Annotated in this window: 27 protein-coding genes; 15 read left to right on the top strand and 12 right to left on the bottom strand. The window is 64.0% G+C overall.

The features are described from left to right. Nucleotides 1-7: 7 nt before the first annotated feature. Complete coding sequence (gene mepK, locus GO499_RS08325; RefSeq protein WP_161861773.1) at nucleotides 8-580, bottom strand: peptidoglycan L,D-endopeptidase MepK; 573 nt, start codon at nucleotides 578-580, stop codon at nucleotides 8-10. A 328-nt stretch (nucleotides 581-908) separates the two neighbouring features. Between mepK and GO499_RS08320 the strand changes: the two genes are divergently transcribed. The 4 genes from GO499_RS08320 (at nucleotide 909) to GO499_RS08305 (ending at nucleotide 5,267) form a co-directional block, all read left to right on the top strand. Continuing rightward, complete coding sequence (locus GO499_RS08320; RefSeq protein ID WP_161861772.1) at nucleotides 909-2,579, top strand: L,D-transpeptidase family protein; 1,671 nt, start codon at nucleotides 909-911, stop codon at nucleotides 2,577-2,579. A gap of 82 nt (nucleotides 2,580-2,661) precedes the next feature. Further along, nucleotides 2,662-3,753 carry a UDP-3-O-(3-hydroxymyristoyl)glucosamine N-acyltransferase gene (gene lpxD / locus GO499_RS08315; protein WP_161861771.1) on the top strand — a complete coding sequence of 364 codons (1,092 nt, stop codon included), beginning with the start codon at nucleotides 2,662-2,664 and terminating at the stop codon, nucleotides 3,751-3,753. 30 nt (nucleotides 3,754-3,783) lie between these two features. Then, nucleotides 3,784-4,050, top strand: coding sequence for an acyl carrier protein (locus GO499_RS08310; protein WP_161861770.1), 267 nt, complete (start codon nucleotides 3,784-3,786; stop codon nucleotides 4,048-4,050). A gap of 8 nt (nucleotides 4,051-4,058) precedes the next feature. Continuing rightward, nucleotides 4,059-5,267: a beta-ketoacyl-[acyl-carrier-protein] synthase family protein gene (locus GO499_RS08305; RefSeq protein ID WP_161861769.1), complete on the top strand. Its 1,209-nt coding sequence runs from the start codon at nucleotides 4,059-4,061 to the stop codon at nucleotides 5,265-5,267. 130 nt (nucleotides 5,268-5,397) lie between these two features. Here GO499_RS08305 and GO499_RS08300 read toward each other — a convergent pair whose 3' ends face one another. Continuing rightward, a complete protein-coding gene (locus GO499_RS08300) occupies nucleotides 5,398-6,189 on the bottom strand; it encodes an invasion associated locus B family protein (protein WP_161861768.1) in 792 nt (263 codons plus the stop codon). A 153-nt stretch (nucleotides 6,190-6,342) separates the two neighbouring features. On the opposite strand from GO499_RS08300, the gene GO499_RS08295 reads away from it, so the two are divergent. Continuing rightward, nucleotides 6,343-6,705: a hypothetical protein gene (locus GO499_RS08295; protein ID WP_161861767.1), complete on the top strand. Its 363-nt coding sequence runs from the start codon at nucleotides 6,343-6,345 to the stop codon at nucleotides 6,703-6,705. A gap of 43 nt (nucleotides 6,706-6,748) precedes the next feature. Next, entirely contained in the window at nucleotides 6,749-8,296 is a 1,548-nt protein-coding gene (locus GO499_RS08290) for a helicase HerA-like domain-containing protein (RefSeq protein WP_161861766.1), read from the top strand. On the opposite strand, the gene GO499_RS08285 is transcribed toward GO499_RS08290, so the two are convergent. Further along, nucleotides 8,283-9,614, bottom strand: a complete 1,332-nt coding sequence (locus tag GO499_RS08285; RefSeq protein ID WP_161861765.1) for an HlyC/CorC family transporter — start codon at nucleotides 9,612-9,614, stop codon at nucleotides 8,283-8,285. The genes GO499_RS08290 and GO499_RS08285 overlap by 14 nt on opposite strands. Nucleotides 9,615-9,684: 70 nt before the next feature. Here GO499_RS08285 and GO499_RS08280 point away from each other — a divergent pair, with 70 nt between their 5' ends. The 5 genes from GO499_RS08280 to GO499_RS08260 all read left to right on the top strand — a co-directional run bounded on the left by GO499_RS08280 (nucleotide 9,685) and on the right by GO499_RS08260 (nucleotide 13,662). Then, nucleotides 9,685-10,488, top strand: coding sequence for a metallophosphoesterase family protein (locus GO499_RS08280; RefSeq protein WP_161861764.1), 804 nt, complete (start codon nucleotides 9,685-9,687; stop codon nucleotides 10,486-10,488). 168 nt (nucleotides 10,489-10,656) lie between these two features. Further along, nucleotides 10,657-11,841 (top strand): glycosyltransferase family 87 protein, encoded by a 1,185-nt coding sequence (locus tag GO499_RS08275; RefSeq protein ID WP_161861763.1) that lies wholly within the window; start codon nucleotides 10,657-10,659, stop codon nucleotides 11,839-11,841. Nucleotides 11,842-12,040: 199 nt separating this feature from the next. After that, nucleotides 12,041-12,754 (top strand): DNA helicase, encoded by a 714-nt coding sequence (locus GO499_RS08270; protein ID WP_161861762.1) that lies wholly within the window; start codon nucleotides 12,041-12,043, stop codon nucleotides 12,752-12,754. 61 nt (nucleotides 12,755-12,815) lie between these two features. Further along, nucleotides 12,816-13,163, top strand: coding sequence for an ArsR/SmtB family transcription factor (locus GO499_RS08265; RefSeq protein WP_161861761.1), 348 nt, complete (start codon nucleotides 12,816-12,818; stop codon nucleotides 13,161-13,163). Beyond that, complete coding sequence (locus tag GO499_RS08260; RefSeq protein WP_161861760.1) at nucleotides 13,156-13,662, top strand: SRPBCC family protein; 507 nt, start codon at nucleotides 13,156-13,158, stop codon at nucleotides 13,660-13,662. Before GO499_RS08265 ends, GO499_RS08260 begins: the two co-directional genes overlap by 8 nt. Nucleotides 13,663-13,685: 23 nt before the next feature. Here GO499_RS08260 and GO499_RS08255 read toward each other — a convergent pair whose 3' ends face one another. Genes GO499_RS08255 through GO499_RS19690 form a run of 3 tightly spaced genes read right to left on the bottom strand, consistent with a single transcriptional unit; the run spans nucleotide 13,686 to nucleotide 16,343 of the window. After that, nucleotides 13,686-14,615, bottom strand: a complete 930-nt coding sequence (locus GO499_RS08255) for a tyrosine recombinase (protein ID WP_161861759.1) — start codon at nucleotides 14,613-14,615, stop codon at nucleotides 13,686-13,688. Nucleotides 14,616-14,625: 10 nt separating this feature from the next. Continuing rightward, nucleotides 14,626-16,212: a hypothetical protein gene (locus GO499_RS08250; RefSeq protein WP_161861758.1), complete on the bottom strand. Its 1,587-nt coding sequence runs from the start codon at nucleotides 16,210-16,212 to the stop codon at nucleotides 14,626-14,628. Continuing rightward, complete coding sequence (locus GO499_RS19690; RefSeq protein ID WP_284154935.1) at nucleotides 16,209-16,343, bottom strand: hypothetical protein; 135 nt, start codon at nucleotides 16,341-16,343, stop codon at nucleotides 16,209-16,211. The genes GO499_RS08250 and GO499_RS19690 overlap by 4 nt, the downstream gene beginning before the upstream one ends. A 169-nt stretch (nucleotides 16,344-16,512) precedes the next feature. Between GO499_RS19690 and GO499_RS08245 the strand changes: the two genes are divergently transcribed. Both GO499_RS08245 and aroB read left to right on the top strand, forming a co-directional pair. Beyond that, on the top strand, nucleotides 16,513-17,127 hold the full coding sequence (locus tag GO499_RS08245; RefSeq protein ID WP_161861757.1) for a shikimate kinase: 615 nt from the start codon (nucleotides 16,513-16,515) through the stop codon (nucleotides 17,125-17,127). Further along, nucleotides 17,120-18,232, top strand: coding sequence for a 3-dehydroquinate synthase (gene aroB / locus GO499_RS08240; RefSeq protein WP_161861756.1), 1,113 nt, complete (start codon nucleotides 17,120-17,122; stop codon nucleotides 18,230-18,232). The genes GO499_RS08245 and aroB overlap by 8 nt, the downstream gene beginning before the upstream one ends. A 40-nt stretch (nucleotides 18,233-18,272) precedes the next feature. Here aroB and GO499_RS08235 read toward each other — a convergent pair whose 3' ends face one another. The 6 genes from GO499_RS08235 to GO499_RS08215 all read right to left on the bottom strand — a co-directional run bounded on the left by GO499_RS08235 (nucleotide 18,273) and on the right by GO499_RS08215 (nucleotide 23,469). Further along, a complete protein-coding gene (locus GO499_RS08235) occupies nucleotides 18,273-19,454 on the bottom strand; it encodes a vWA domain-containing protein (RefSeq protein WP_161861755.1) in 1,182 nt (393 codons plus the stop codon). Continuing rightward, nucleotides 19,454-19,624 (bottom strand): hypothetical protein, encoded by a 171-nt coding sequence (locus GO499_RS19685; protein WP_284154934.1) that lies wholly within the window; start codon nucleotides 19,622-19,624, stop codon nucleotides 19,454-19,456. The genes GO499_RS08235 and GO499_RS19685 overlap by 1 nt, the downstream gene beginning before the upstream one ends. Further along, nucleotides 19,621-20,904, bottom strand: coding sequence for a DUF2927 domain-containing protein (locus GO499_RS08230; protein WP_161861754.1), 1,284 nt, complete (start codon nucleotides 20,902-20,904; stop codon nucleotides 19,621-19,623). The genes GO499_RS19685 and GO499_RS08230 overlap by 4 nt, the downstream gene beginning before the upstream one ends. 98 nt (nucleotides 20,905-21,002) lie before the next feature. After that, nucleotides 21,003-21,455 (bottom strand): GNAT family N-acetyltransferase, encoded by a 453-nt coding sequence (locus GO499_RS08225; RefSeq protein ID WP_161861753.1) that lies wholly within the window; start codon nucleotides 21,453-21,455, stop codon nucleotides 21,003-21,005. Nucleotides 21,456-21,559: 104 nt separating this feature from the next. Then, nucleotides 21,560-22,804, bottom strand: coding sequence for an MFS transporter (locus tag GO499_RS08220; protein WP_161861752.1), 1,245 nt, complete (start codon nucleotides 22,802-22,804; stop codon nucleotides 21,560-21,562). Nucleotides 22,805-22,890: 86 nt separating this feature from the next. After that, on the bottom strand, nucleotides 22,891-23,469 hold the full coding sequence (locus GO499_RS08215) for a cupin domain-containing protein (RefSeq protein ID WP_161861751.1): 579 nt from the start codon (nucleotides 23,467-23,469) through the stop codon (nucleotides 22,891-22,893). A gap of 201 nt (nucleotides 23,470-23,670) precedes the next feature. Between GO499_RS08215 and gabT the strand changes: the two genes are divergently transcribed. Further along, complete coding sequence (gene gabT, locus GO499_RS08210) at nucleotides 23,671-24,951, top strand: 4-aminobutyrate--2-oxoglutarate transaminase (RefSeq protein ID WP_161861750.1); 1,281 nt, start codon at nucleotides 23,671-23,673, stop codon at nucleotides 24,949-24,951. Nucleotides 24,952-25,031: 80 nt separating this feature from the next. After that, nucleotides 25,032-25,991, top strand: a complete 960-nt coding sequence (locus GO499_RS08205; protein ID WP_161861749.1) for a TAXI family TRAP transporter solute-binding subunit — start codon at nucleotides 25,032-25,034, stop codon at nucleotides 25,989-25,991. Nucleotides 25,992-26,085 lie beyond the last annotated feature (94 nt).

Below are 26,085 nucleotides of genomic sequence, written 5' to 3'. Positions count from 1 at the left end.
GCGGAGGTCAGCCGCGCCAAGTGCGGACGGGACCGCAATCCATATGCACGAAATTTGAACGGCCGTATTTGCCGACACCGCCCGCGTTGCAGGCAACTGCGGCCTTTGCCATCTGGTTGATGGAGCGCGTGGACAGTTTCAAATCTGCGGCCATTCCCTTCATGTGATAGGAATTGCGGGCAACGCCGCGATTTGAGCGGCTGAGCATCGCATTCGTCTTCGGGCTGCGATAGCCGGAGACCACGTGATAGGGCTCATCGGTATCCATCAACCGCAGTGTTGCTGCGAGAATATCGATGTTGCGACGGTCATAACCGATGGCCTCGTTCTCGCGCCAGTCGCGCATGAACCAGTTGATCTCTGCGAGAGCCTCTTTGATGTAGCTGCCTTCGACCCAGTAGATCGTATCGACAGCCTCGCCTGTACGCTGGGAGCGCAGCTTGATCCGGCGGACATCGCCGGCACCCCGAAGGAAACCGGCCGCATTTGCGTAGTAAGGGGCGGACGCTGTGGCGGTGAGGGTGAAAATTCCACCCAGAAACGCCCGGCGACCGATTTCAGGAAGTGTATTTTTGCTCATTTGCCTGCTTCACGTCATCTTTTTTGGGCATCTAACAGCCGATTGGCAGCTTTGCGTCACCGCATGTAAGGGACTATGGCAAACCGTTGGTTAACTGCCAAGATTTTGGTTCCCTCGGTGACAAAAGATGAGCGGATTCTTGCCGAATCGCCACAGTAGGGCCGTTTTCACACGATTGGATCGGTCAAATCAGCGTGAATGCGGCGAAAAACACACGCTGCCGCAGAATTGAATGCGAAGCTTCACCCGCATCTGTTGACGTCGTGAGGGATATATTAAGTCTTCAGGCAAGAACATCGCGGTAATAGAGGACTGTCGAGCTGTGAGAATGAATTCGGAATTCGTACACCGTTTCCCGCTTCGTCGGCTGGCGGCAAGTTTCGTGGCGCTCATCGTCGCAGGCAGCGCCTATGCGCAGGATCTGGCCACCACTGAGGCGGCCACGGTCGGCGGTGAGGTGGTTTCGGCCGTGATGAATGCGGAGCCCGAGTTGGTTCTGACGCGGGAGGCTCGTGCCTTCCGGACTGCATTGGAGACTGCGGGAGTTTCCGACAGCCTGTTCGAATACTACGAGCAAAATGGTTTCGTGCCGATTTGGGACGAATCCCGCAAAGCTGCGCTTCTGGACGTTCTTCTGTCAGCCGACGAACATGGCTTGCCGAAAGATCGCTATGGCATCGCCGAACTGGCCGAGCTTTTTTCCGATGGATCTGTCGCCGAGGCCGAGGCTGAGATCGCAGCCGGAAAGGCGTTTCTTACGTATGCGCGTGACGTATCGTCCGGCTTGCTGGAACCGCGGAGCGTGGATCGGGACATCGCCATCAAGCCTCCGCGCCCTGAAGCTGTGGCTCTCTTGGCTGAACTCGAAGCGACGACGGACGTGGCGGGTTTTTTCCGGGCGCTAGCACCGGCTCACCCGCAGTATGCCAAGCTTCAGGAAGAACTGATCAGACTGAAGGATATAATCGCTGCAGGGGACTGGGGCGCGAAGGTTTCCGGTGGGCCGTCCATCAAGGCGGGGAATTCGTCTCCTCGTGTCGTCGATATCCGCAGTCGGCTTTCGCGGATCAGCGGGCAGGATTACGGAGACTCGCCTCTCTATGACGACCTTCTTATCGAAGCGGTGAAGGCTTTCCAGCTGACGCATGGCCTCAATGACGATGGCGTGGCGGGGCCGATGACACTGGAGGCCATCAACGCCTCCGCGGAGGATCGGCTGAAGCAAGTCCTCGTGAATCTGGAACGCCAGCGGTGGCTGAACGTCGAACGCGGCGCAAGGCACGTCTATGTGAACCAGGCGGACTTTTCCGTTTCCGTCATCCAGGACGGTGAGACGATTTTCTGGTCGCGCACCGTGATCGGTAAGAACAAGCATCGCACGCAGGAATTCAACGACACCATGACCCATATGGTGGTGAACCCGACGTGGCATGTTCCGCGCTCTATTACCACCGAGGAGATGCTGCCGAAATTGAAGCGGAATCCCGGTGCCCTCGGCTCCACCTATCAGGTCATGACGCGCAACGGCACGCGGGTTAATCCGAAGTTCGTGAACTTTTCGAAATTCAGCCAGTCCAATTTTCCGTTTATCATCAAGCAGAAACCGGGCGGCGGTAATGCGCTGGGCCGTGTGAAGTTCATGTTCCCCAACCAGTACAACATCTACCTGCACGACACGCCCTCCAAATCGCTGTTCAATCGGGATGCGCGGGCCTACAGCCATGGATGTGTCCGGGTGCAGAAGCCGTTCGAACTGGCCCGTGTGTTGCTGGCCCCTCAGTCCGATAACCCGGATGCCTTGTTCCAATCTGTCTTGAACAGTGGCAGTGAGCGGCACCTGAACCTAGAACAACCGCTTCCGATATACCTGTCGTACAATTCAGCGTGGGTGGCCGAAGACGGTACGCCGCAGTATCGCGCCGACATCTATGGTCGGGATGCGCGGGTGTTCCAGGCGCTTGAGAACGCAGGCGTTTCGCTGGGTGTGGTTGAAGGCTGATCCGTATTCCACTAGATCAGGTGTGGCGGCGACGGGCGGGAGCCTGTCGCCGCCTTTGGTTTGGGCGGAAGGAGAGGCGCGCATGAGTTATTCCGTGGAAGAACTGGCGAAAGCCCTCGGCGCCGAAGCGGCGGGCGATCTTGGTCTTCGTGTCACCGCGCCGGCAGAGCCGGGCCGAGCCGGGCCTGAGCATGTCGCTATGGCCATGGAGAAAAAGTTCGTCGGGCAATTGGCGGATGGCAAGGCACTGGTGGCCATTGTCGCCGAAGGGACGGACTGGGAAGCGCTGGGCCTCCGGGCAGCGATCTTTGCGCCACGCTCTCGCTACGTCATGGCGGGCATTGGCAAGTTGTTTGAGAGACCGCTGAAAATTGCGCCGGGAATACATCCCACGGCAGTGATCGAGGATGGAGCGGAAATCGGTGCGGGTGCGGCAATCGGGCCGTTTGTCCATGTGCAATCAGGGGCGCGGATCGGCGTGCGTGCGCGGATCTCGAGCCATTGTTCCATTGGCGAGAACACCGTGATCGGGGACGATCTACTGCTGTTTCCGGGTGCCCATATCGGGCCCCACGTGCGGATTGGCAATCGTTTCATCGGCCAGATTGGTGTTTCGGTGGGTGGTGACGGCTTCTCTTTTGTGTCTCCGCAGCCGGGAGCGGTCGAAGAGGCGCGCAGCACTGGCAAGATTTCAGAGGCGAGCCGGACGGCCGGTTTTGCCCGCATCAATTCCATGGGCGGTGTGGTAATCGGAGACGATGTGGAAATGGGCGCCAATTCCGCGGTGGACCGTGGTACGGTGGCCGACACGAAGATCGGTGACGGTACGAAGCTGGATGGACTGGTGATGGTTGGCCACAATGTAACTATTGGAAACCATTGCCTTTTGTGCGGGCAGTCGGGCGTTGCGGGCAGCTCGGTAATCGGTGATCGAGTGGTTCTCGCTGGGCAGGCGGGCATTGCCGATCACATCAACATTGGTTCGGATGTAATCATCACGGCACAGACCGGGATCAACGCCAATGTGCCCTCCGGTAAGATAATGATGGGCACCCCGGCGATGCCGATGGATGTCTCCGTAAATGTCTACAAGGCAACGCGTCGGTTGCCGCGGCTGTTGACCAAGCTGCAGGAGGCAGAAAAACGGGTTTCAAAGGCCGGTCTGAAAGAGTAGATCAGAGCGGGAAGTTGAGAGAGGGACGTCATGGCGGGCTCCGTTGCTGACAAGGTTATCGCAATCATTGCTGAGCAGGCTGTCCTGGAGCCGGAAGAGGTGACTCCTGAGGCGACGCTGGAAGAACTCGGGCTCGACAGCCTTGGGCTGGTGGAGGCGATCTTCGCGATCGAGGAGCAGTTCGACATCTCCGTACCGTTCAACGCCAACGATCCGGCGCAATCCGAGTTCGACATTTCGAATGTGCGCTCAATGGTGACGGCGGTGGAATCGCTTATTGCGAAAAAGAACGCCTGATCAAGCATATGCATCGCGTAGTCATAACCGGGCAGGGAGCCATTTGCGCATTGGGGCGCAGTGCGACCGACGTGATGCGGGCGATGGCGGATGGCGTGTGCGGTATCGGTCCGCTGGATTTCCAGGATGTGGAGCGGTTATCCATCTCCATCGGTGGGCAGATCATCGGGTATGAGCCGGAGGCACATTTCAGCCGGCAGGAAATCACGCTTTACGACAAGTTTACGCAGTTTGCACTGCTGGCCGCCAGGGAGGCGATGGAGCAGTCCGGGCTTGAGATGACGGAGCAACTGGCAGGTGAGGCGGGGGTGGTTCTCGGCACTGCCGGCGGCGGGTTGCAGACGCAGGACGAAAACTATCGCAGCGTCTACGAGGCTGGGAAGAATCGCGTGCATCCCTTTGTTGTTCCACGATTAATGAACAACGCGGCGGCGTCGCATGTTTCCATGCGATATAATCTCCAGGGGCCGAGTTTCACTGTGGCGACTGCCTGCGCATCGTCCAACCACGCGATGGGACAGGCCTTTGGCTTGATCCGCTCCGGGGTTTCAAAGGTGATGTTGGCGGGCGGTTCAGAGAGTATGCTGTGTTTTGGCGGCATCAAGGCCTGGGAAGGCTTGCGGGTGATGTCGAAGGACGGTTGCAGACCGTTTTCCGCCAACCGCAACGGCATGGTCCAAGGCGAGGGGGCTGCGGTTTTCGTGTTCGAGGAGTACGAGCACGCGAAGGCTCGCGGGGCAAATATTCTCGCGGAAGTCATTGGATTTGCTATGACTTCCGACGCTTCGGATATCGTCATGCCCAACAAGATGGGTGCGCGACGTGCAATACAGGGGGCGTTGCGGAATGCGGGGATCGCGCCGGAAGCGGTGGGATATATCAATGCCCATGGCACCGGCACAGCGGCGAACGACAAGACGGAATGCGCAGCAGTGCGGGAAGCCTTTGGCTCCCACGCCGATAACCTTTTGATTTCAAGTACGAAATCCATGCATGGGCACCTGATCGGCGGAACTGGCGCAGTGGAACTTCTGGCCTGTATCATGGCCGTTCGGGACGGGATCATCGCGCCGACGATCAACTATGAAGAGCCGGATACGGAGTGCGATTTGGACGTGGTGCCGAACGTCGCGCGGGAGGCGGACGTGCAGGTGGCAATGTCCAATGCCTTTGCGTTCGGAGGGTTGAACGCGGTGCTGACGGTGGCGCGGATCTGAGCCTGACCCCAATATGGGTTTGGTATGGTTTCGGTATGGATTTGGTATGGCTAAATGCCGGAACCAGACATGAAAAAGGCCCTCCGGAGAGGGCCTTTTACCATTTGGTCAATTTTCCCAAGTCGCGGGGTCACTCCGGTGACGGCAGTGCCTCGTAGGCGGCAGTGAAGCCGGACAACGACAGGTTCAGGCGGATCGGCCGTTCCGGCGCTGCGACTGATGAGAGCTGCATGATCGCCTTGTTCCCGGCTTTTAGGTTGGCAATGTAGCCGGCTTCGAGCCCGAAGCGCGCGAAGCAGCCGGAGCGGGTGCACCAGCTGTATTCGTATTTGCGGGCCTGACCGCTGTCGACCTGCATGACAAGGCCGGAGGGCAGCAGGGTGCCGAGCGGGGTGACGATGGTGGCGCCTGCCTCGGCCTGATCGCCATCGGGCAGGGAGACAATGGTGACTTCAGCGACGGCGTTGCCGGCCTCGTCACGGGCGATCTGATAGATGAAGCACTGGTTGGTGGCCACCGCGCAGCGCTTTTCCCAATCGCCGAAAACCTCGGTCTCGATCTCTGGCTCGGCGGGCGCTTCGGGGGCCGGGTCGGCCGCGACATCGGTAGCGGGTTCCTCGGCTGCAGTTTCTTCTGCTGCCGGCTCTTCGGACGCGGGTTCGACTGTCGCCGGTTCGGCTGTGGTCGTCGCCGGCTCGGGTGTCTCGGCCGCGGGCTCTGCCGGTTCCTCGGTCGTCAGGGTCGAAGGCCCTTCGGATTCGATTGCTTCTTCTGCAACGGATTCCGTTTCCACGGGTGCCGGAACCTCGACGTCAGCGTCGGTTGAGTTGGCGTCCGTGCCGGTATCCTGAGAAAGGGCCGGCAGCGACGTGCTGGCCAGCAGGAGGGCGGTTGCGAAAGGTAGAATTCGGAAAGGGTGCAATTTGATGCCTCTTTCATTTGATGGTTTCGGCCTTGGTGTCAGGAAGCCGCGGAACTGTCAACGCGGGTAGCGTCGAGTGGCGGATCGGCGCCTTTGGTCGCAAACTAACGTGTTTTGCCCTGCCGTCGAGCCCTTTTCCGGGATGAGGACCCTATGGCTGCCGCTGCCGAAGCGACCGGCGAAAAGGTGATGGACGCTGCAGAACCGGAGGAGAAGGCGGCCCGTCGCCGGAAAATGTGTTCCGGTCAAGAAAAAGGCACCCGCGATGGGTGCCTTTTACTGGCTGCTTTGCAGCTCTCTCCCTGTCGGACCGGCCAACTTATGCAGCGGAGGCTAGGCCAGCGAAAATCTGCCGTCAAGCCAATCCGGCGTGAAAACCCCAATTTTTTAAGGATGAATCTTGGTGCGGCGCAAAAAAAATGCCGCGCCCGAAGGCGCGGCCAGTTCAACAGGGAGGAAGTCTGCAAAACCGCTATAGAAGCAGTTTGCGATTCCTTTATGGCGGGAATTAGTTAATTTTGTATGTTGCAGAAGTCACAGAAGAGCAGGGAAGCAGGCAATGAGTGAGACGGACCGCATTTTTGTTGGTGGAGGTGGTGAAAACTACTCCGATCCACAATCGCTGCTTCTGAAATACGCCAACCGTCACGGGTTGATCGCCGGGGCGACCGGAACTGGCAAGACAGTTACTCTGCAAATTCTGGCCGAGAGCTTCTCGGCGCAGGGTGTGCCGGTGTTTCTTGCGGATGTGAAGGGCGACCTTTCGGGGTTGGCGGTTGCCGGATCGCCGGAAGCAAAGCTGCACGACGCACTGATCGGCCGGGCCGAGACGATCGGCTTCGGCGATTATGCCTATTCGGATTTCCCGGTCGTGTTCTGGGACATGTTCGGCGAGAAGGGCCACCCCGTGCGGACGACGATTTCCGAGATGGGGCCGCTGCTGCTCTCGCGGCTGCTGGAACTGACGGAGGCGCAGGAGGGCATTCTCAACATCGCGTTCCGGATGAGCGATGAAGAGGGCCTGCCGCTGTTGGACCTGAAGGACTTGCAGGCGCTGCTGGTCTGGCTGGGGGAGAACGCGAAGGATGTCGGGCTGCGCTACGGCAATATTTCCACCGCCTCTATCGGAGCGATCCAGCGGCGCTTGATCGTGCTGGAGAACCAGGGCGCGACGCAGTTCTTCGGGGAGCCCGCGCTGGAACTTTCGGACATGATCCATGTCTCGCCTGGTGGTCAGGGGCGGGTGAACGTGCTGGCGGCGGACCGGCTGATGGCCAGCCCCCGGCTCTATGCCACTTTCCTGCTGTGGCTGCTGTCGGAGCTGTTCGAGACGCTGCCGGAGGTGGGTGACCCGGACAAGCCGAAGTTCGTGTTCTTCTTCGACGAGGCACACCTGTTGTTCGAGGATGCGCCGAAGGCGCTGGTGAACAAGGTGGAGCAGGTGGCGCGGCTGATCCGCTCCAAGGGGGTGGGGGTTTATTTCATCACGCAGAACCCCGACGACGTGCCGAGCGATATCCTTGGGCAGTTGGGCAACCGCGTCCAGCACGCGCTGCGGGCCTATACGCCGCGCGACCAGAAGGCGTTGCGGGCGGCGGCGGAGACGTTCCGGCCGAACCCGCGGTTCGATACGCAGGACGCGATCCGCGATGTCGGCACCGGCGAGGCGCTGGTTTCGACGCTTGAGAAGAAGGGCGTGCCGAGCGTGGTGGAGCGCACGCTCATTCGCCCGCCGTCTTCGCGGCTGGGGCCGCTGGACGATGCGGAGCGGAAGGGGATCATGGCGTCTTCGCCGCTGACGGGCCTCTATGACGAGATGGTGGACCGGGAGAGCGCGTTCGAGAAGTTGCGGGCGCGGGCGGAGACGGCGGCGGAAGAAGCCGAACGCGAGGCGGCCGCGGCGGAGCGGGCGGAGGAAGAGGAACGCGAGTTTCGCAATGCCCGCCGCTATGACGGCAGCCGCAGCAGCAGCAGCAGCCGGTCCCGCTCCTCCCGCAGCGATTCCATTGGCGAGACGCTGGTGAAAGAGGTGATCCGCACCGCCGGCACACGATCTGGTCGGAAGTTCCTGCGCGGCGTGATGGGCAGCCTGTTCAGAGGGCGCTGACGCGCGCGCCAATGCGGCGCAGGCGCAGGCGGGTGAGTTGGTTGCGTTCGCGGGCCATCACCTCGAAGCGGACACCGTGGAAGGTGAATACCTGGCCACGGGTGGGGATTGTCTGGGTTTCGTGGATGACCAGCCCGGCGACGGTGTTGGCTTCCTCATCGGGCAGGTTCCAGTCACACGCGCGGTTGAGATCGCGGATGGTGGTGGAGCCATCGACCGTGACGGAGCCGTCGGCGGCCATGCGGATCTCCGATTCCTCCTCGTCGTGTTCGTCGGAGATTTCGCCGACGATTTCTTCGAGGATGTCTTCCAGCGTGATCAGGCCCTGAAGGGCGCCGTATTCGTCGACCACGAGGGCGAAGTGTGTCTTGCGGCGCAGGAACTCGCGCATCTGGTCGTCGAGCGTGGTGGTGTCGGGGACGAAGTAGGGCTCCATCGCCACGTCCAGGATCTGGAAGTTCTCGAGGCTGGCGAGGCCGTCTTTGGTGCCGCGCGTGAGGGCGTCGATGGCGCGCAGGAGATCCTTGGCGTGGATGACGCCAACGATGTTTTCCGGTTCTTCCTTGAAGACGGGCAGGCGGGTGTAGGGGCTTTTCAGGCAGTGGGAGAGAATTTCCTGCGTCGGCCAGTCGGCGTCGATCATCTCGATGTTCTGGCGGTGGAGCATGATCTCCTCCACCTCGCGGTGCTTGAGATCGAGCGCGCCGAGCAGACGGTCTCGGTCGTCCTTCTCGACGCTGCCCTCGGAGTGGTGCAGGGCGATGGCGCCGGCGATCTCCTCCTGTGCGGCGAGCAGGTTGGCGGCCGGGTCCGTCTCCACCCCGAAGAGGCGGAGGATGAGGCGGACGATCCAGCGGACGGTGTTGACCACGGGTGCCAGGACGCGGACGACAATGGCGATGACGGGGGCGACGCGGGTGGCCGCGGCCTCGGGGTTGGTGATGGCGTAGGTCTTCGGCATGACCTCGGCGAAGATCAGCACGAGGGCCGTCATCACCAGGGTGGCGAGGGCGACGCCGCTGTCGCCGACGATGACCGTGAGCATCGAGGTGGCTAGGGAGGTGGCAAGAATGTTGACGAGGTTGTTGCCGAGCAGGATGGCGCCGATAAGACGTTCGTTGTCCTCGGTCAGCTTCAGCGCCCGCTGGGCGCCGCGCGTGCCTTTGTCCGCCAGACCGTGCAGCTTGCCGCGGGAGGCGGCGGTCAGCGCGGTTTCGGAACCGGAGAAGAAGGCGGAAAGACAGAGCAGGCCGAGCACGGCGACGATGGTCAGCCACAGCGCGCTGTCCCAAAATTGTGATGCGATTTCAGATTCCATGTGTTGCCCCCTCCGCGGCGCGTTGACAGTTGTTATGGGGTGTCGCGGGCACGGCTGCAAGGAGGGGGCGATGGAGGTGCGGGATCTGGGAGTGCTGGAGGGACCGGTGCTGCTGTTCGGCGGGCCATATTCAAACCTGCAAGCACTGGAGGCGCTGCTGGCGGAGGCGGGGCGGCTGGGTATTCCGCCGGAGCGCTGCATCTGCACCGGCGATCTGGTGGCCTATTGCGCCGACCCTGTAGCCGTAGCCGAGCAGGTGCGGGACCTGGAGCTGCCCGTAGTGCAGGGCAACTGCGAGGTGCAACTGGCGGCAGGGGCTTCGGACTGCGGCTGCGGCTTTGGCGAGAATAGCGTTTGCGACCTGCTGTCGCGCGGCTGGTACGCGGCCGCGGATGCGGCGGTCGGGCCGGAGTTGCGGCAGTGGATGGGCGGCCTGCCGGGACGGCTGGTGTTCACCCACGCGGGGCGGCGCTGGGCGGTGATCCACGGCGGAGCCTCGCAGATCAGCCGGTTCCTGTGGGCGGTGAGTGACGCAGTGGACCTGGCGGACGAACTTGCGACGTTGGAGGCCGAGATCGGGGCGGTGGACGGGGTGATCGCCGGACATTGCGGTATCGGGTTCGTGCGCGAGATCGGGCGGCACATTTGGGTGAACGCGGGTGTTATCGGCATGCCGCCGCATGACGGACTGTGCGAGACGGAATTCGCGGTGCTGGACGACGATGGCGTACATCTGCAGCGGTTGGCCTATGATCATGGCGCGGCCGCCGCGGCGATGCGGGAGGCAGGGCTGGTGCAGGGGTATGAGCGGGCGCTGGAGAGTGGTTGGTGGCCGAGCGAGGACGTGCTGCCGATGGCCTTGCGGCGCCGATAACGGCGGCGGCGGTTGTCTGAAAAATTGTGCCATGCTAGCGCTTTGGCTGCTGGCGGCGGCGATGCCGTGCCGGTCTGATGCCCATTGTCGGGGAAGGTTGCCAAGCTGAAACAGGATCAACGCCCCGATTTGCCGGCCGAAGGCGGTGCGCGCTCGCCGGGGTTGGCCATGGGTGCAATCCGGCGGATCGAGACGCGGATCAGGCGTCAGGCAGCATTTGCAGCATCCATCGGGCTGTTTCTGGCAGTGGTGATCGGTGAGGTGGGTGCGTCGCTGATGGCGCCGGACGGCCTGAACTACATGCCGTTCGGCTATGACTTTCCGGCCTTCTGGGTGGCGGCGCGGCTGTTCCTGACGGAAGGCATTGCCGGGGTCTATGATGTCGAGGCCTTCATCGCGCTGCAACTGCCGCTGGCACCGCAGGAGTCGGTGTTGTTGTGGCACTACCCGCCGACCTATCTGGCCATGGTGATGCCGCTTGGCTGGTTGAGCTATCCGGTGGCGCTGCTGTCCTTCACGACACTGGGACTGGCCTTGTGGGCGATGACGGTGCGCTATTACCGGGCGGTGCCGCAGCCGCTGGGCTGGGTGGTGCTGTTCGGTGCGCCGGCGGTGGTGCTGACGCTTATTCAGGGCCAGAACGGCCTGATTTTCGCGGCGCTGAGCGGGCTGGCGTTTCAGGCGCGGGCAAAGGGCCGGCTGTGGCTGGCGGCGTGCCTGATCGCGCTGGGTCTCGGCAAGCCGCATCTGAGCATCCTTGTGCCGGTGGCGCTGATCGCGGCGCGGGACTGGCCGCTGTTCTGGCGCTGTTGCGTCACCTGCCTTGGGTTGCTGGGCGCCGTGACGCTGCTGCTGGGGGCGGATGTGTGGCTGGCGGCGCTGAACAACACGCCGCTGCTGCGCGTGGCGATGGCAACGGGCGACCTGTGGGCGCAGCAGGTGACGGCGTATGTGGCACTGAAGATGCTGGGTGCGGGCAACGGTCTGGCGCTGGTGGCGCAGGCGATTTCGGCCATGGTGGCGATTGTTGCCGTGGCAGACGTCTGGCGACGCCGGGAGGTGGTGGCAGACCTGAAGCTGGCCATGCTGTTTCTGGCGACGCTGTTGGTGTCGCCCTATGCATTTCGCTACGACATGGTGCTGACGCTGCTGGGGCTGTCGCTTCTGGCGCAGGTGCTGCTGAGGCGCGGGATGCGACCGGGAGACAAGCTGATCATGCTGCTGGTGTGGATTGCGCCGGCGCTTTCCCCGGCGCTGGCGGTGGCGCTCGGGCTGCAGATCGGGCCGTTGGTAATGGCGCTGGGCGTGGCGCTCTGCTGGCGGGAGGCGGTGGTTGAGCGGCGACTGGCCTGAAGCTGATGCCCGACCGGACAGGCGGGAGGACATTGAGTGGCGCGCGGAGTGAGGTTAAACTGCGGGCATGGCCTGGCTCGGGCCTCCCCCCTCCGACGGGAAAGCATCTGACATGTGGAGTGGACGACTTCGGACCCAACCTGACCGGGCTGGCGCATAAGGAGGGATTGCGGCGACTGCCCGGAAGGAGGAGGTTCGGATGAAGCTGTCATCCCCGATCTACAAACTGAAACGCCGCGCGCGGATGCTGGCCCGTGCCGACGGCATTCGCCTGCATGAAGCGCTGAACCGGATTGCAGCCGGTGAGGGTTTCGAGAGCTGGAGCCATATGGCCGCCGGCTACGCGGACGCGACACCGGCGCGGCGCATACTGAGGAGCATTTCGGCAGGTGAGATGGTGCTGATCGCGGCACGTCCGGGGCATGGCAAGACGCTGCTGGGACTGGAACTGGCCGTGTTGGCGGGTGAGATCGGGCGGCAGGGATATTTCTTCAGCCTCGAATACACCAAAAGCGATGTGCAGAGGCGGCTGGCTGCGCTGGGGGCGGCCAACCTGTCGGATACTGGCGCACTGATCGTCGATACTTCAGACGATATTTGTGCGGAGCATGTGACCAAGATCATCGAGCAGCGTGACTGTGCGGCGCTGGCTGTCATCGACTACCTGCAATTGCTGGACCAGAGGCGGAGCCATCCGCCACTGGAGGCACAGGTGCGGGATCTGCGGGCCTTTGCCCGAGCGAAGGGCGCGGTGGTCTGCCTGATCTCGCAGGTCGACCGGTCTTTCGACCTGACAGAGCGGGATTGGCCGGCAGTGGACGACGTGCGGCTGCCCAACCCGCTGGACCTGTCGCTGTTCGACCGGCTGTGTTTTCTGCATGACGGCAACATCCGGATGGAGCGGGCGGGGTGAGCGGCGGTCTGCATTTATTTAGGTATTGACCTAAGTGTTATTTTCGTGGACGCTTAGGTTTATGCCTAAGCAATATCCGACTGTCGAATCGACCTTCACCGCACTGGCGGACCCGACACGGCGGGCGGTGGTGCAGGCCTTGAGCCTCGGTCCGGCCACCGTCTCGCACCTGGCCGCGCCGTTCGACATGGCCTTGCCCTCGTTCACCCAGCATCTGGGCGTTCTGGAAAAGGCTGGGCTGATCGTTTCGCATCGGGAGGGGCGGGCGCGGGTGTGCTCGCTCAACCCCGAGGCATTGCTGGCGGCGGAGGAATGGTTGGCCGGCCATCGGCGCCAGTGGGAGGCGCGGCTCGACAGGTTGGAGGCGCATCTCGCAACGACACGCAAAGGAGAGGAAAAGGATGACTGATATTGAAGATATGGACTGGAGCGGGGATCTTCTGGAACGGGAAATCGTCATTGCCCGCGTCGTCGATGCCGACCGGGAAACTGTGTTCCGGGCATGGACGGACCCGGAGCAGATCGTCCGGTGGTTCGGACCGGAGGGGTTCACGCTGGAAACAGACGAGATCGACATCCGCCCCGATGGTATGTGGCGGTTCACGATGGTGGCGCCGGACGGCACGCGTTTTGGCAACCGCATGACCTTCCGCCGGGTGGAGGCACCGAAGTTGATCGTCGTTGATCATGGTGCCGACGCGGACGACGACCCGGACCGGTTCCGCATGCTGGTGACCTTCGATGAACAGGCGAATGGCAAGACGGTGGTGACGCTGCGCCAGATGCACCCAACGCCGGAGCGGCGCGTGATCGTCATCGGTTTTGGGGCGGTTGAGTACGGGGCGCAGACGCTGGACAAGCTGGCGGCACACGCCGGCGGGGCGCGACCGGCGGGAGTCGTGGCCTGAGAGGTCGTGATGGCGGGGAGGCGTCAGTCGTCCTTCGCCAGCGGGTGTTTTTCCAGCACCAGTGCCTTGAGCCGCTCCTCCAGCACATGGGTGTAGATCTCGGTGGTGGCGACGCTTGCGTGGCCGAGCAATGTCTGAATGGCGCGGAGATCGGCGCCGTTGGCGAGCAGGTGGGTGGCGAAGGCGTGGCGGAGTGTGTGGGGAGAAACATCCTCGGGCTTCAGACCGGCGGTGGCGGCGACGGATTTGACGAGGCCATGGAACTGCACGCGCGTCAGGTGGCCGGCTTTCGACCGGGTGGGAAACAGCCAGAGTGAGGGGGCGGTGCCGCGTTTCTTGCGCGCCGCTTCCTCTTCACGGTCGCGAAGCAACAGCCAGTTGGCGAGGGCGTCGCGGGCGGGATCCGAGAGGGGGACCATGCGTTCGCGCCCGCCCTTGCCCCGTATGAGGATCATCGAGGGGTCGCCGCGGACGGCGGCGACGGGCAGGCTGACAAGCTCTGTCACCCGCAGGCCGGTGGCGTAGAGAATTTCGAACAGGCAGGCGTTCCGGGTGTTCTCTTCCAGCGTCCGGCCGGTGCTGCCGGCGGCTTCCAGCAGGCGATCCACATCATTTTCCGACAGCGTGGCCGGCAATTTGCGCGCGGTCTTCGGGGCGCGGATCAGCGCTGCCGGGTTGTCGCCGCGCCAGCCCTCGCTGAACGCGAAGTGGTAGAGGCCCTTGATCGAAGAGAGACGGCGGGCGCGGGTGGCGGGCTTCAGCCCCTCGTTTTCCAGGTTGATGAGATATTGCTCTATGTCCTTGCGGGCGAGGGTTTCGGCCTTGAGGCCGAGGCCGGCAATGTGAGCCATGAAATGTTCGAGATCATGGGCGTAGTTGATCAGGGTATTGTCGGCGGCGTCACGTTCGGCCCGGAGAGCTTCAAGAAAGGGCTGGATCCAGGCTGCGCTCATCGCGGTTCGATCAGGCTTCGGGCAGGAGCAGCATCGTGTCGGCGGCGATGCGGCGCGCCCAGTCGGACAGGCCGGCGTTGCGCAGGAGGAAGAGGCCGGCTTCCAGATCGCCGGGATCGACTTCCGAACCGGCGGAGAGCAGGGACAGGGCTTCGAGGATGCCCTCGCCGATGAAGCCCTCGGCAATGCGTTCGGTGGCGAAGGCGGCGGCGGGTGTCGGCGGATCGGGCCGGGTAAGGCCGCGGGCGGCGGCGCGTTCCAGCGGGCTGAGGGCGGCGCTTTCCGGGAAGGACGTGCCGGGCTGGGTCAGGGCGCGCAGCACCTGCTCCGCCGGGTCGTTGCTGTCGGGCAGCATGGCCGTCGCTTCGGAAAAGAGGCCGGCGAGCAGCAGCAGGTGGGAGGTGCGGGTGCGCATGCCGAGCGAAAGGCTGGCCGGGTCGAGCAGCGCGAGTTCGGAGCCGTATTCGACAGCGAGTTCGCGGCGCAGGCCGATGGCGGCGAAGGTTTCGTCGGCGGCGGTCAGCGCGTCTTCGATGGCGGCGAGATCCTCGCCCTTCAGGGCCCGATCGAGGCGCTGGGCGGCGGTGGCGTGATCCCAGAGGCCGCCGGAGGCGGCGGGCCTGCCGGCACGGTAGATGGAGAACAGCAGCGTCGGCGGGATGGCCCCGGTGCGCACGAGCCTCTCGGCCGCGGCGATGCGGGTGCGAAGGGGCTGATGTTCCGGCAGGTCTAGGTGATAGAAGGCCAGCGGCAGCGGATCTGGCGGCCGGGGCAGGGCGACGGCATTGCGGATCAGGAAATCGAGCGTCGTCAGCGGGTCGGGCAGGGGCGGTGCCGGTGCGTCCTCGAAGATCTGGGGATCGAGGAAGCGGGCGAGGATTGCGCCCTCGCTTTCCGAGATGTCGCCGGTTTCCAGCCCGGTGTTGAGCGTCAGGGCCGCGGCGTTCCAGTCTCCACGCCGCGCCAGACAGAAGATGCGGGCGGGCAGGGTGGGTGACAGACCGGGGCTTTGGCTGAGAGTTTCGCACACCGGCTCCGACCGATCCGTCAGCAGGCCGATGTCGAAAGCGCGGCGGAAGAGTTCCGGGTCGGTGATGCCGGCGGCGGTGATCAGCGCTTCGGCCTGTTCGAGATGGCCGAGACCCAGCAACCTGTCGATACGGGTGAGCAGAACGGCGTTGGAGCCGGAGGCCCCGGGCGGGGGCGTGACTTCGGCCAGCAGGATGGCGATGAAGAGCGCGCGGGCGCCGGGCACGCCGGTGCCGGGATGGTCGGCCAGAAGAGCGCGGACCCGCAGCGCCGATGTCTGGCCCCAGAGGTTGGCGGGCAAGCCCGTCTGGCGGGTGGTGACAATGCCGACGCCATCGCGCGAGGGTGTTTCGAGCGTGGTCGTCGTAATTTCGCCCTGACTGGCACCCGAGGTGAACGGGCGAGCGGGCGGCGCAACGGTGGGGGCCGTGCGCAGGCTTTCGGACAACCAGGGAATGGCGCTGCGTGGGGCTTCGGCCTGTGCGGCAACGCCTGAAGCCGCGAGCAGCGCCGCGGTGGCCAGTGCCCGCATTGGCGGGAGCAGCAGGGAGCGGGGCGCGCGCGTCATTCCGGAGGCGGCGTTACGTCGATGATGACTTCGTTCTCGGGCGGCGGCAGATCGGACACGAGCGCATAGCCCGCGATGCCGACGGCCGCGACCAGCGCGAGATAGAAGAGATACTTGATCAGCCGTCCCATGCTTGCCTCATACCGCCGCTGCCGGTGGCCCTGCTCTTCAGTGTCGGATCCGCTTTCACTTGCCCTGCGGGTCTGGCCCCGGTGCCGCGGATTCCGTTGGCTCGATTGCTCTGGAACTTAGCGCCGCATTTGGGGTACATCAATCCACGACAGGGAAAAGAGCAGAAAAATGCCAATTGCGGGCGATCCGAAAACCACTAGCAGGCTGGCGCTGCAACTGACGCGTCCTCTGGTGCTGGTCGGATTGATGGGCGCCGGCAAGACAAGCGTCGGCAGGCGGCTGGCGGAGTTCCTGGGCGTGGCTTTCTGCGATTCCGATGCCGAGATCGAGGCTGCGTCCGGCATGGAGGTGCGCGAGATCTTCGAACGCTTCGGCGAGCCATATTTCCGGGCCGGGGAGCGGCGGGTGATCGCGCGTTTGCTGGAGGGCAAGCCGGGGGTGGTGGCTACCGGGGGCGGGGCGTTTCTAAGCCCGGAGATCCGCCAGAACGTGGCCGAGAAGGGTGTGTCGGTCTGGCTCGACGCCGATCTGGATACGCTTTGGGCACGGGTGAAGGACAAGCCGTCGCGGCCTCTGCTGCAGCGACCGGATGCCAAGGCCGAGCTGGCGCGGCTGAAGGAAGGACGGGCGCCTGTCTACGCACAGGCGGACATTCGGGTGATGTCGGAGGCGGATGGCACCCACGATGCGATGGTGCGTCGCATTCTGGAAGCGGTGGTGGCCCATGACCGGGCGCGACCGGAAGAGACGGCGACATTGCGAAGGATTGCCAGGGATGCGTGAGACGGTTGAGGTGGCGCTGCCCGGGCGCGATTACCGGATAGAGATCGGCACCGGATTGCTGGCCGAGGCGGGCGCGTTGATCGCGCCGCACCTGCACCGGCGCAAGGTGTTCATCGTGACTGACGAGACGGTGGCGGCGGCACATCTGGCGGCGTTGCAGGCCGGCTTGGCGGCGGAGGGGATCGCCGGACCGGCGCTGACGTTGCCGCCGGGCGAAGGGACGAAGTGCTGGGCCATGCTGGAGCGCACGGTGGAGTGGCTGATCGCCGAAAAGGCGGAACGTGACGACCTGCTGGTGGCCTTCGGTGGCGGCGTCATCGGTGACCTGGCGGGTTTCGCGGCGGCGGTGGTGCGGCGGGGCATGGATTTCGTGCAGGTGCCGACGAGCCTGCTGGCGCAGGTGGACAGTTCCGTCGGCGGCAAGACGGGGATCAACTCGCCACTGGGCAAGAACCTGATCGGGGCGTTCCACCAGCCCAAGCTGGTGCTGGCGGACGTGGACGTTCTGGGCACCCTGAGTGCGCGCGAGTTCCGTTCCGGCTACGGCGAGGTGGCGAAATACGGGCTGCTGGGCGATGCGGATTTCTTCGGCTGGCTGGAGACGAACGGGCCGGCGCTGGCGGCGGGCGACGTGGCTGCGCGTGTGCGGGCGGTGCGCCGGTCCTGCGAGATGAAGGCGGGCATCGTGGCGCGGGACGAGAAGGAGCGGGGCGACCGGGCGCTGCTGAACCTCGGCCACACGTTCGGACATGCGCTGGAGGCGGCGACGGGATATTCGCAGCGGCTGCTGCATGGCGAGGGCGTGGCCGTGGGCATGGTGCTGGCGTTCCAGCTTTCGCAGGAACTCGGGCTTTGCTCTCAGGAAGCGCCGAGCCGGGTGCGGGCGCATCTGGACGCGATGGGCATGAAGAAAGACTTGGCCGACATTCCCGGTGAGTTGCCCGATGCTGACGGGCTGATCGCGCTGATGGGTCAGGACAAGAAGGTGCGGGACGGGCAGATCACCTTCATTCTGGCGCGCGGGATAGGCGAGGCTTTCGTGGCGCGGGATGTGGACATGGGCGCGGTGCGCAAGGTGCTGAAGGCGGCGCTGGCGGATCGGTGACGGGCCTTGGTGGGCTGCCCCACAGTTTGATGGGCGCAGCCTAATCGATCAGCCTGATGCCGCGGTCGATGCCTTCGAGTGTCATCGGGACCATGCGGTTTTCGAAAATTTCGCGAATGAGCTGGGTGGAGTGGGTGTAGGGCCAGTGGGGTTCCGGCACCGGGTTGATCCAGAGGCTTTTTGGCCAGGTGTCGCGGGCGCGGGCGAGCCATGTGGCGCCGGCTTCGGCATTGTGATGTTCGTTGGCGCCGCCGGGGTAAAGCACCTCGTAAGGGCTCATCGCCGCGTCGCCGACGAAGATGCATTTGGTCTGGGCATCGAAAGTGTGCAGGAGGTCCATCGTCGGGATCTGTTCGTTCCAGCGGCGGCGGTTGTCCTTCCAGACGCCTTCGTAGAGGCAGTTGTGGAAATAGTAGTGTTCAAGATACTTGAACTCGCTGCGCGCGGCGGAAAAAAGCTCCTCGACCACTTTCACATGCGGGTCCATCGAGCCGCCGATATCGAGAAAGAGCAGCACTTTCACGGTGTTGCGGCGTTCGGGCCGCGTGACGACATCGAGGTAGCCGTGTTCGGCGGTGGCGCGGATCGTGCCGTCTAGATCCAGTTCATCCTCCGCCCCGGTGCGGGCCCAGCGGCGCAGGCGTTTCAGGGCCACCTTGATGTTGCGGGTGCCGAGTTCGACGGTGTCGTCGAGGTTGCGGAACTCGCGCTTGTCCCAGACCTTGACGGCGCGCTGGTGGCGGCTTTCGTCCTGGCCGATGCGGATGCCCTCCGGGTTGTAGCCGTAGGCGCCGAAGGGTGAGGTGCCGGCGGTGCCGATCCACTTGTTGCCGCCCTGATGGCGCTTTTCCTGCTCGCGCAGGCGTTCGGCCAACGTCTTCATCAGTTCCTCGAAGCCGCCGAGACTGTCGATCTTCTCGCGTTCCTCGGGGGTAAGGTGTTTCTCGGCGAGCTTGCGCACCCAGTCCTCGGGAATCTCGACGGCATTGAGGATATCTTCCGCTGTCGCGCTCTCGAAGCCCTTGAAGGCGGTGGCGAAGGCCCGGTCGAACCGGTCGAGGTGGCGCTCGTCCTTCACCAGGGTGGCGCGGGCAAGGTAGTAGAAGCCCTCGGCGTCGTAGAGGACCACCTGCGCCTCCAGTGCACCGAGGAAGGACAGGTATTCGCGCAGGGAAACGGGCAGGCCGCCGGCACGCATTTCCGCGAACAGGCGCGTGAACATCAGAGCAATCCGGTGCGCACCGCGACGATGCCGACGAACAGGCCGAGGATGGCGAAGGCGATGGCGTGGGCGGTGGCGTATTGCAGCTTGTCGGCGGTGCGGCCACCGGCACGGGCGGCGCGGAACCAGCCGAGCAGGGCACCGGCAATGGCGAAGACGAGAGGGATCATCGCGGCAGATCCACGGGCGTGGGCGGTGCGATCTCGCCGATAAGCTCAAGCTCCGCCTGTTCGCGCTGAATGGTGCCGTTGATGTCGCCGAAGGCGTAGCGGGCCCATTTCAGGCTGTCGATGCGGGTGGCGCGAGCTTTAGATTTGTCGCCCATGCCAAACTGGGCCTGCGCCTCGACGGCAAGGAGGCCGGAAAGCAGAACGGCGTTCTGGCCGCGCCGGGCGGCGGGCTTGGCGTTGCGGGCGAGACTGAGGGCCTGCGGAAAGTCGCCGCGTTTCAAGCCGAGGATGGCGAGGTGCAGGGCAGCCTGGGCGGTGCGGATGTCGCCCGCGCCGAGGCGAGAGGAGAGCAACTGGTAGGCATTGGCGAAATCGACCGCCGCCTGTTCAGGACGGGACCGGAAGGTGAGACGGCCGCGGGTGACGAGGGCGGTGCCGAGGCGGTGATCGACCGGTTTCATCTGGCCAGCGAGCCAGACGGCACGGTCGGCGGCGGCGACGCGGGCCTTGCGGCTGTTGCGCCGGGTCATGGCGGCCTCGATCTGCTGCTTCCATTCGAGGCTTTCGGGTGATCGGGGCTGGTTGCCGACGCCGCGCCCGGCGGGATTGATGCGGTCAAGCACCTGCGGAACCACACGAGCGGCGGCGGAGCGGGGCATGCCGGAGCGGAGCGCGGGGTCGTAGAGCGTGCGCAGCATCAGCATGTCGAACGAGGTGAGGATGGCGTGGAAATTATCGTCATTGAACACCGAATCCGGCAGGCGGTAGATGTCGTTGGCAGGGCCGAGCGCCTGACCGATTTCCTCGTGCAGGCAGTCACGGATGTCCTGCGGGGTGCTGTCGGTCGGCACGAAAATCCCGGTCTGGCCGAGGGTCGTCTGATCGGACCAGCGCACGCGGCCGCGGGAGCCGCGGAACTGGTTCCACGAGGTGACGCCGGGAATGATGAAGCAGGCGGCACCGGGGAAGGCCCGCTGGATCTCGGCGGCGGGCACGCCCTCGATATGAAGCTGTGCTGCCAGTGGGTTGGTTGTGCTGCGGATGTCGATACCGGCCTCGGAGCGGAGGCGGGCAAGAAGATTTTCGAGATCCGGCCTGTAGGCCGCCAGCCGGGGACTGGGCATCGACACGCGCACGGGACCTTCGTAGCGGAGCAGGCCGGGCAGTTGCTGGCCGCTTTCGAGCGCGAAGGTGAGATCGAGAAAGTCCTCGGCGAGCAGGGTGTTGGATCGGGTGACGCCCCGGGGCAGGGAGGCCGCCGCAAAGGCGACATCATCCACGGCGGGGATTTCATCTGTCGCGGGCGCACGGGTGACGCTGGGCTGGGTCGGGGCGCAGGCGAACAGGGCGAGCGCCGCGAAGCTGGCTAGGATCGGTTTCAGGGTTTCGGTCTCCGCTGATACTTGATGAAGGGCGTCAGGTCGGCGATGTAATCATATAGCTTGCGGGCGGTGGAGTTAAACTCCTGCGTCAGCCAGTAGACCGTCGGCGTGCCCGCCGCGTCGGCGGCATCGTAGACTGCCTCGATCAGGGCGCGGCCGGCACCGGTGCCGCGGGCGGCCTCGGAAACATAAAGGTCCTGCAGGTAAACGACATTCTCAATCCGCCAGCCGTGGCGGTGGGTGATGTAGTGGACAAGACCGATAGCCTCTCCGCTGTCACTTTCGGCGATGAAGCCAGCATAATCGCTCACCTCCGGGTCTGTCAGCCGGGCGAAGGTTGTGCGGTAGATTTCCTCCGCCAAACTGGCCTCATAGAAGGCAAGATAGGCCTGCCAGAGCGGCTGCCACGCTGCGAAATCACCTGTGTCGATGGGCCTTGTGGTTGTCATGCTGCCCCGGCCTCCTGCTTTTGATTCGAGCGTAGCGCGGCGAGGGCCGGAATGGCAAGAACGCCTGCTGCTGCACAACGTATCGGCAATGAGTGTGGTTCCGTTTACGTTCGCGGCAAGTTGCGAGTGATGAAGGCGAACAACGCTGCGGTGACGGCGAGGGCGACGATGCCACAGCCGATACCGGTGGCCATGAGCGAGGTGGCCTCGGCGGTGATGCCGAATAGGAAGGCACCGACTGCAGGGCCGACGCGGAAGACGATGGTGTAGAGGCTGAGGACGCGGCCAAGCCGTTCCGGTGCGGTGTTGAGCTGGACGAAGGCGAGCGCGGAGATGTTGGACGCGGACATGGCGATGCCGTGAACCACGAGGATGACGAGCGCCAGCCAGAACGTGCCGGTAAGGGCGAAAGCGATGAGCGAGACGGCGAAGACGACGGACATGGTGAAGATCTGGCGGACGGCCTCACGCGTTTCGCGGGCGCCGGAGAGAGCGAGGGCACCGATGACGGCACCGACGCCCAGAGCGCCTGAGAGGGCGCCGAGGCCGAATTCGCCGCGCTGGAAGACCGCTTCGGCATAGGCGGGGAACAGTTCGCTGGCGGGGCGTACCAGCATGCCCTGCGCGAGTTGCAGGAGAATGATGCCGATGATCGCCGGGGTGGCGATGACGTCGCGGAGAACGGTGGCCATTCCTGCTGGCGGGGCGGTGCGCCTGCTCTCGCCGGTGCGGGGCACGTCACGGATGCGCCAGAGCGCCACGGAGAGCGCGGCGAAGGACATGGCCGCGACGAGAAACACCAGCGCTGCGGAACCGGCGATCAGCAGGCCGGCGGCGAAGGCGGGGCCGAGGAAGCGGGAGAGGTTGAAACTGGTGGAGTTGACGGCGAGGGCGGTGGGTAAAAGAGGCTTGGGCACCAGCCAGGAGGCCATTGAAAGGCGGGCGGGGATAACGGCGCCGGAAATGGCGCCCATGCCCGACATCAGGGCAAGGATCAGGTAGGGTGTCAGCGTGGCGGTGAGGTGGAGCAGGCAGAAGGCGAGGGCGATGAGACCGCTGAGCACCTGCCCCCAGAACAAGACGCGCGGGCTGGGATAGCGATCCGCCAGGGCGCCGCCGAGCAAGGCGGTGAAGATCGAGGGGAAGAGTTCGGCGAAGGCGACGAGGCCGAGCCATGCCTCGCTGCCCGTCGCTTCCCACGTGATCCAGCCGACGGCGATGCGCTGCATCCAGAAGCCGTTGGTCATGGCGAAGTTGCCGAAGATGTAGGTTCGGAAGGCAGGGACGGCGAAGACGGAGCGGAGGTCCGCCACGCGGGCGCGGGCGGCATCCAGGGGGTAGGCGCGCATGAAGGCAGTTCTTTCGGCTTGCGATTGGCGACGTCGGGCCGCGCCTCTTTAGTGCCCCTTTGCCGCCGGGGCTGCAAGGGCGGGGCCTAGAAGGAGGGCGGGGTGCAGGCGCTGACGATGATGCAGGGCCGGGCGCCGGTGTTGCGGAAGCGGTGAGGCAGGCGGCTGTCGAAGATGTAGGCGTCGCCGGGGCCGAGGGTGGCGGTTTCCGGGCCGACAGTGAGTTCGATCTCGCCGTCGATGACGATGCCCGCCTCCTCCGCCTCATGGGCGTAGAGTTCCTCGCCTGTGTCGGCGCCGGGGAGGTAGGTTTCGTGGAGCATCTGGAGGTTGTGGCGGGTGGCATCTCCGACCTGGCGGAAGGAGAGCGCCTCTGCCTTGCGGCCGGTGAGGCCGAAGACATGGGCCGGGTTGATCTCCTGCAACTCGTCGGCGCGGAAGACGAAGCCGGGTGGTTCGGCCTGCACGCCGGAGAAGAATTCCGAGAGGGTCATCGGGATGACGTCGAGAATGCGCTTGAGCGAGGCAACGGAGGGGCTGGAACGGTTCTGTTCCAGTTGCGAAATCAGGCCGTTGGTGACGCCGGCGCGGGTGGCAAGCTCCCGCTGGGAGAGGCCCTTTTCGGTGCGGATGGCCTTGAGGCGCTTGCCGATGTCGAAATCCAAACTGTCGCTCCTGCTGCTTCGCCGGATTTGTAGGCACATCCGCCGCGGTGATTCCATCCGCCAATGGCGAAATCGGCGTTCAGGTGACGGATTGTTGATTATTATATTAAACGCTTCTATCATTTTTTTAAGCACGCTGCGACTCACTCCCCTTGTCGTGGCGTGAAACAGAATCCGTAAAACCGAGAAGGAACGGCCCCGATGACGAGCAATCAGAGCATTCTGGACCGGCGCGCCAAGGCGATTCCACGTGGTATCGCGACGGCGTCGCCGTTGGCGGTGGCCCGTGCCGAGAATGGCGAGATCTGGGATGTGGAGGGGCGGCGCTTTGTCGACTTCGCCTCCGGCATCGCGGTGACCAACACCGGCCACCGGCACCCGAAGGTGATGGCGGCGGCGCAGGCGCAGGCCGAAAAATTCGGGCATGTCGCCTTCCAGGTGATGGCCTATGAACCTTATGTGGAGCTGGCGGAGCGGCTGAATGCGCTGGCACCCATCGCCGACGCCAAGTCGATATTTTTTACCACGGGTGCGGAAGCAACTGAAAATGCGGTGAAAATCGCGCGGGCACATACCGGCAGGCCGGGTGTCATCACGTTTACAGGGGCATTTCACGGACGCACGCAACTGACGCTGGCAATGACCGGCAAGGCGGCGTCTTACCGCACCAAGGGCGCGCCGCCGTCCATCGGCGTATTTCACGTGCCGTTCCCGATTCCGCATCATGGCGTGACCGAGGAAGACAGCCTGCGGGCGCTGGCACACGTATTCAAGGCCGACGTGACGCCGCAGGAAGTGGCGGCGATCGTGATCGAGCCGGTGCAGGGCGAGGGTGGCTTTTATCAGGTGCCGACGAATTTCATGCGCAAGCTGCGCGAGATTTGCGACACGTATGGTATCTGCCTCGTGACGGACGAGGTGCAGTCCGGCTTCGCACGCACGGGGCGGATGTTCGCAACCGAGCATTACGATATCGAGCCCGACCTTATGCCTATTGCCAAGGCGCTGGGCGGCGGATTTCCTATTTCCGGAGTGATCGGAAAGGCGGAGATCATGGACGCGGCGGACCCGGGCGGACTGGGCGGAACATATGGCGGCAACCCGATTTCCTGTGCGGCGGCACTGGCAGTGCTGGATGTGATCGAGGAAGAGGGGCTGTGCCGGCGCGCCGACGAGGTGGGCGCGAAGATGCTGTCACGGCTGCATGATTTCCGTCGTTCCAACACATTGCGCCCCATTGGCGACGTGCGCGGTCTGGGTGCGATGGTGGCCTTTGAATTGGTGAAGGAACGCGGCGGGCACGAGCCCGATCCGGACGCCACCAAGGCGGTGACCAGTGCGGCACTGGACGCCGGGCTCATTCTGTTGTCTTGTGGGTACTATGCCAATACCATCAGGCTATTGGCCCCGCTCACTATCGATATGGGTCATCTGGATGAAGGCCTGGACATGCTGGAGGATGCACTTACCCAGACGAGTTGAGCGGAGACCAAGAGCGCGACGACAAGAGCGGACGACCGCCCCGCCGCGCGTAGAATTCAAATGTAGACAGGGAGTCTAGAATGAAGATTTTCACCACACTCGCTCTTGCGGGCGCCATGGCGGTTTCCACCGTCGCGGCCCAGGCGCAGGAGAAGTTCATCACCATCGGGACGGGCGGCCAGACGGGCGTCTACTTCGTTGTCGGCCAGTCGATCTGCCGGCTGGTGAACCGCGGCTCCGCCGACCACGGCCTGAAATGCACCGCGCCGTCCACCGGTGGTTCCATCGCCAACATCAACGCCATCAAGGCGGGTGACATGGACATGGGCGTCGCCCAGTCCGACTGGCAGTTCCATGCCTACAACGGCTCCTCCCAGTTCGAGGGTGACGCCTTCGACAAGGAGCGGGCGGTTTTCTCCGTGCATGGCGAACCGTTCACCGTGATTGCGCGTGCCGATGCGGGCATCGAGACTTTCGATGACCTCAAGGGCAAGCGCGTCAACATCGGCAACCCCGGCTCCGGCCAGCGGGCGACGATGGAAGTGGTGATGGACGCGCTGGGCTGGACGCTGGACGATTTTGCGCTGGCATCCGAACTGAAGCCGGCCGAGCAGGCCGCGGCACTGGGCGACAACAAGGTGGATGCGATCATCTACACCGTCGGCCACCCCAACGGCTCCATCCAGGAAGCGACGACCACGGTTGACGCGGTGCTGGTGCCGGTGACGGGCGACGCCATTGACGCGCTGATCGCCGACAACCCCTATTACGCGCAGGCCACGATTCCGGGCGGCATGTACAAGGGCACGGACAGCGACGTGACGACCTTCGGCGTGAAGGCGACCTTCGTGACCTCCGATGATGTCGAGGAAGACACCGTCTATCAGGTGGTGAAGGCCGTGTTCGACAACTTCGATCGGTTCAAGCGCCTGCACCCGGCGTTTGAGAACCTCAAGGAAGAGGAAATGATCAAGGACGGTCTGTCCGCTCCGCTGCATTCCGGCGCCGAGAAGTACTACAAGGAAAAAGGCTGGATGTAAGCCCGTGAAGCCGGTGCGCACGCAAGCGCGCCGGCCGTGAAAAAGGTCTGGCGCGGCTACCGCGCCAGACCCGAAAACACCCAAAAGTACAGAG

The sequence above is a fragment of the Algicella marina genome (genome assembly GCF_009931615.1).
GTDB lineage: Bacteria > Pseudomonadota > Alphaproteobacteria > Rhodobacterales > Rhodobacteraceae > Algicella > Algicella marina.
The sequence above is the reverse complement of the archived record's forward strand: the minus strand, read 5'-3'. Positions and strand labels throughout refer to the sequence as shown.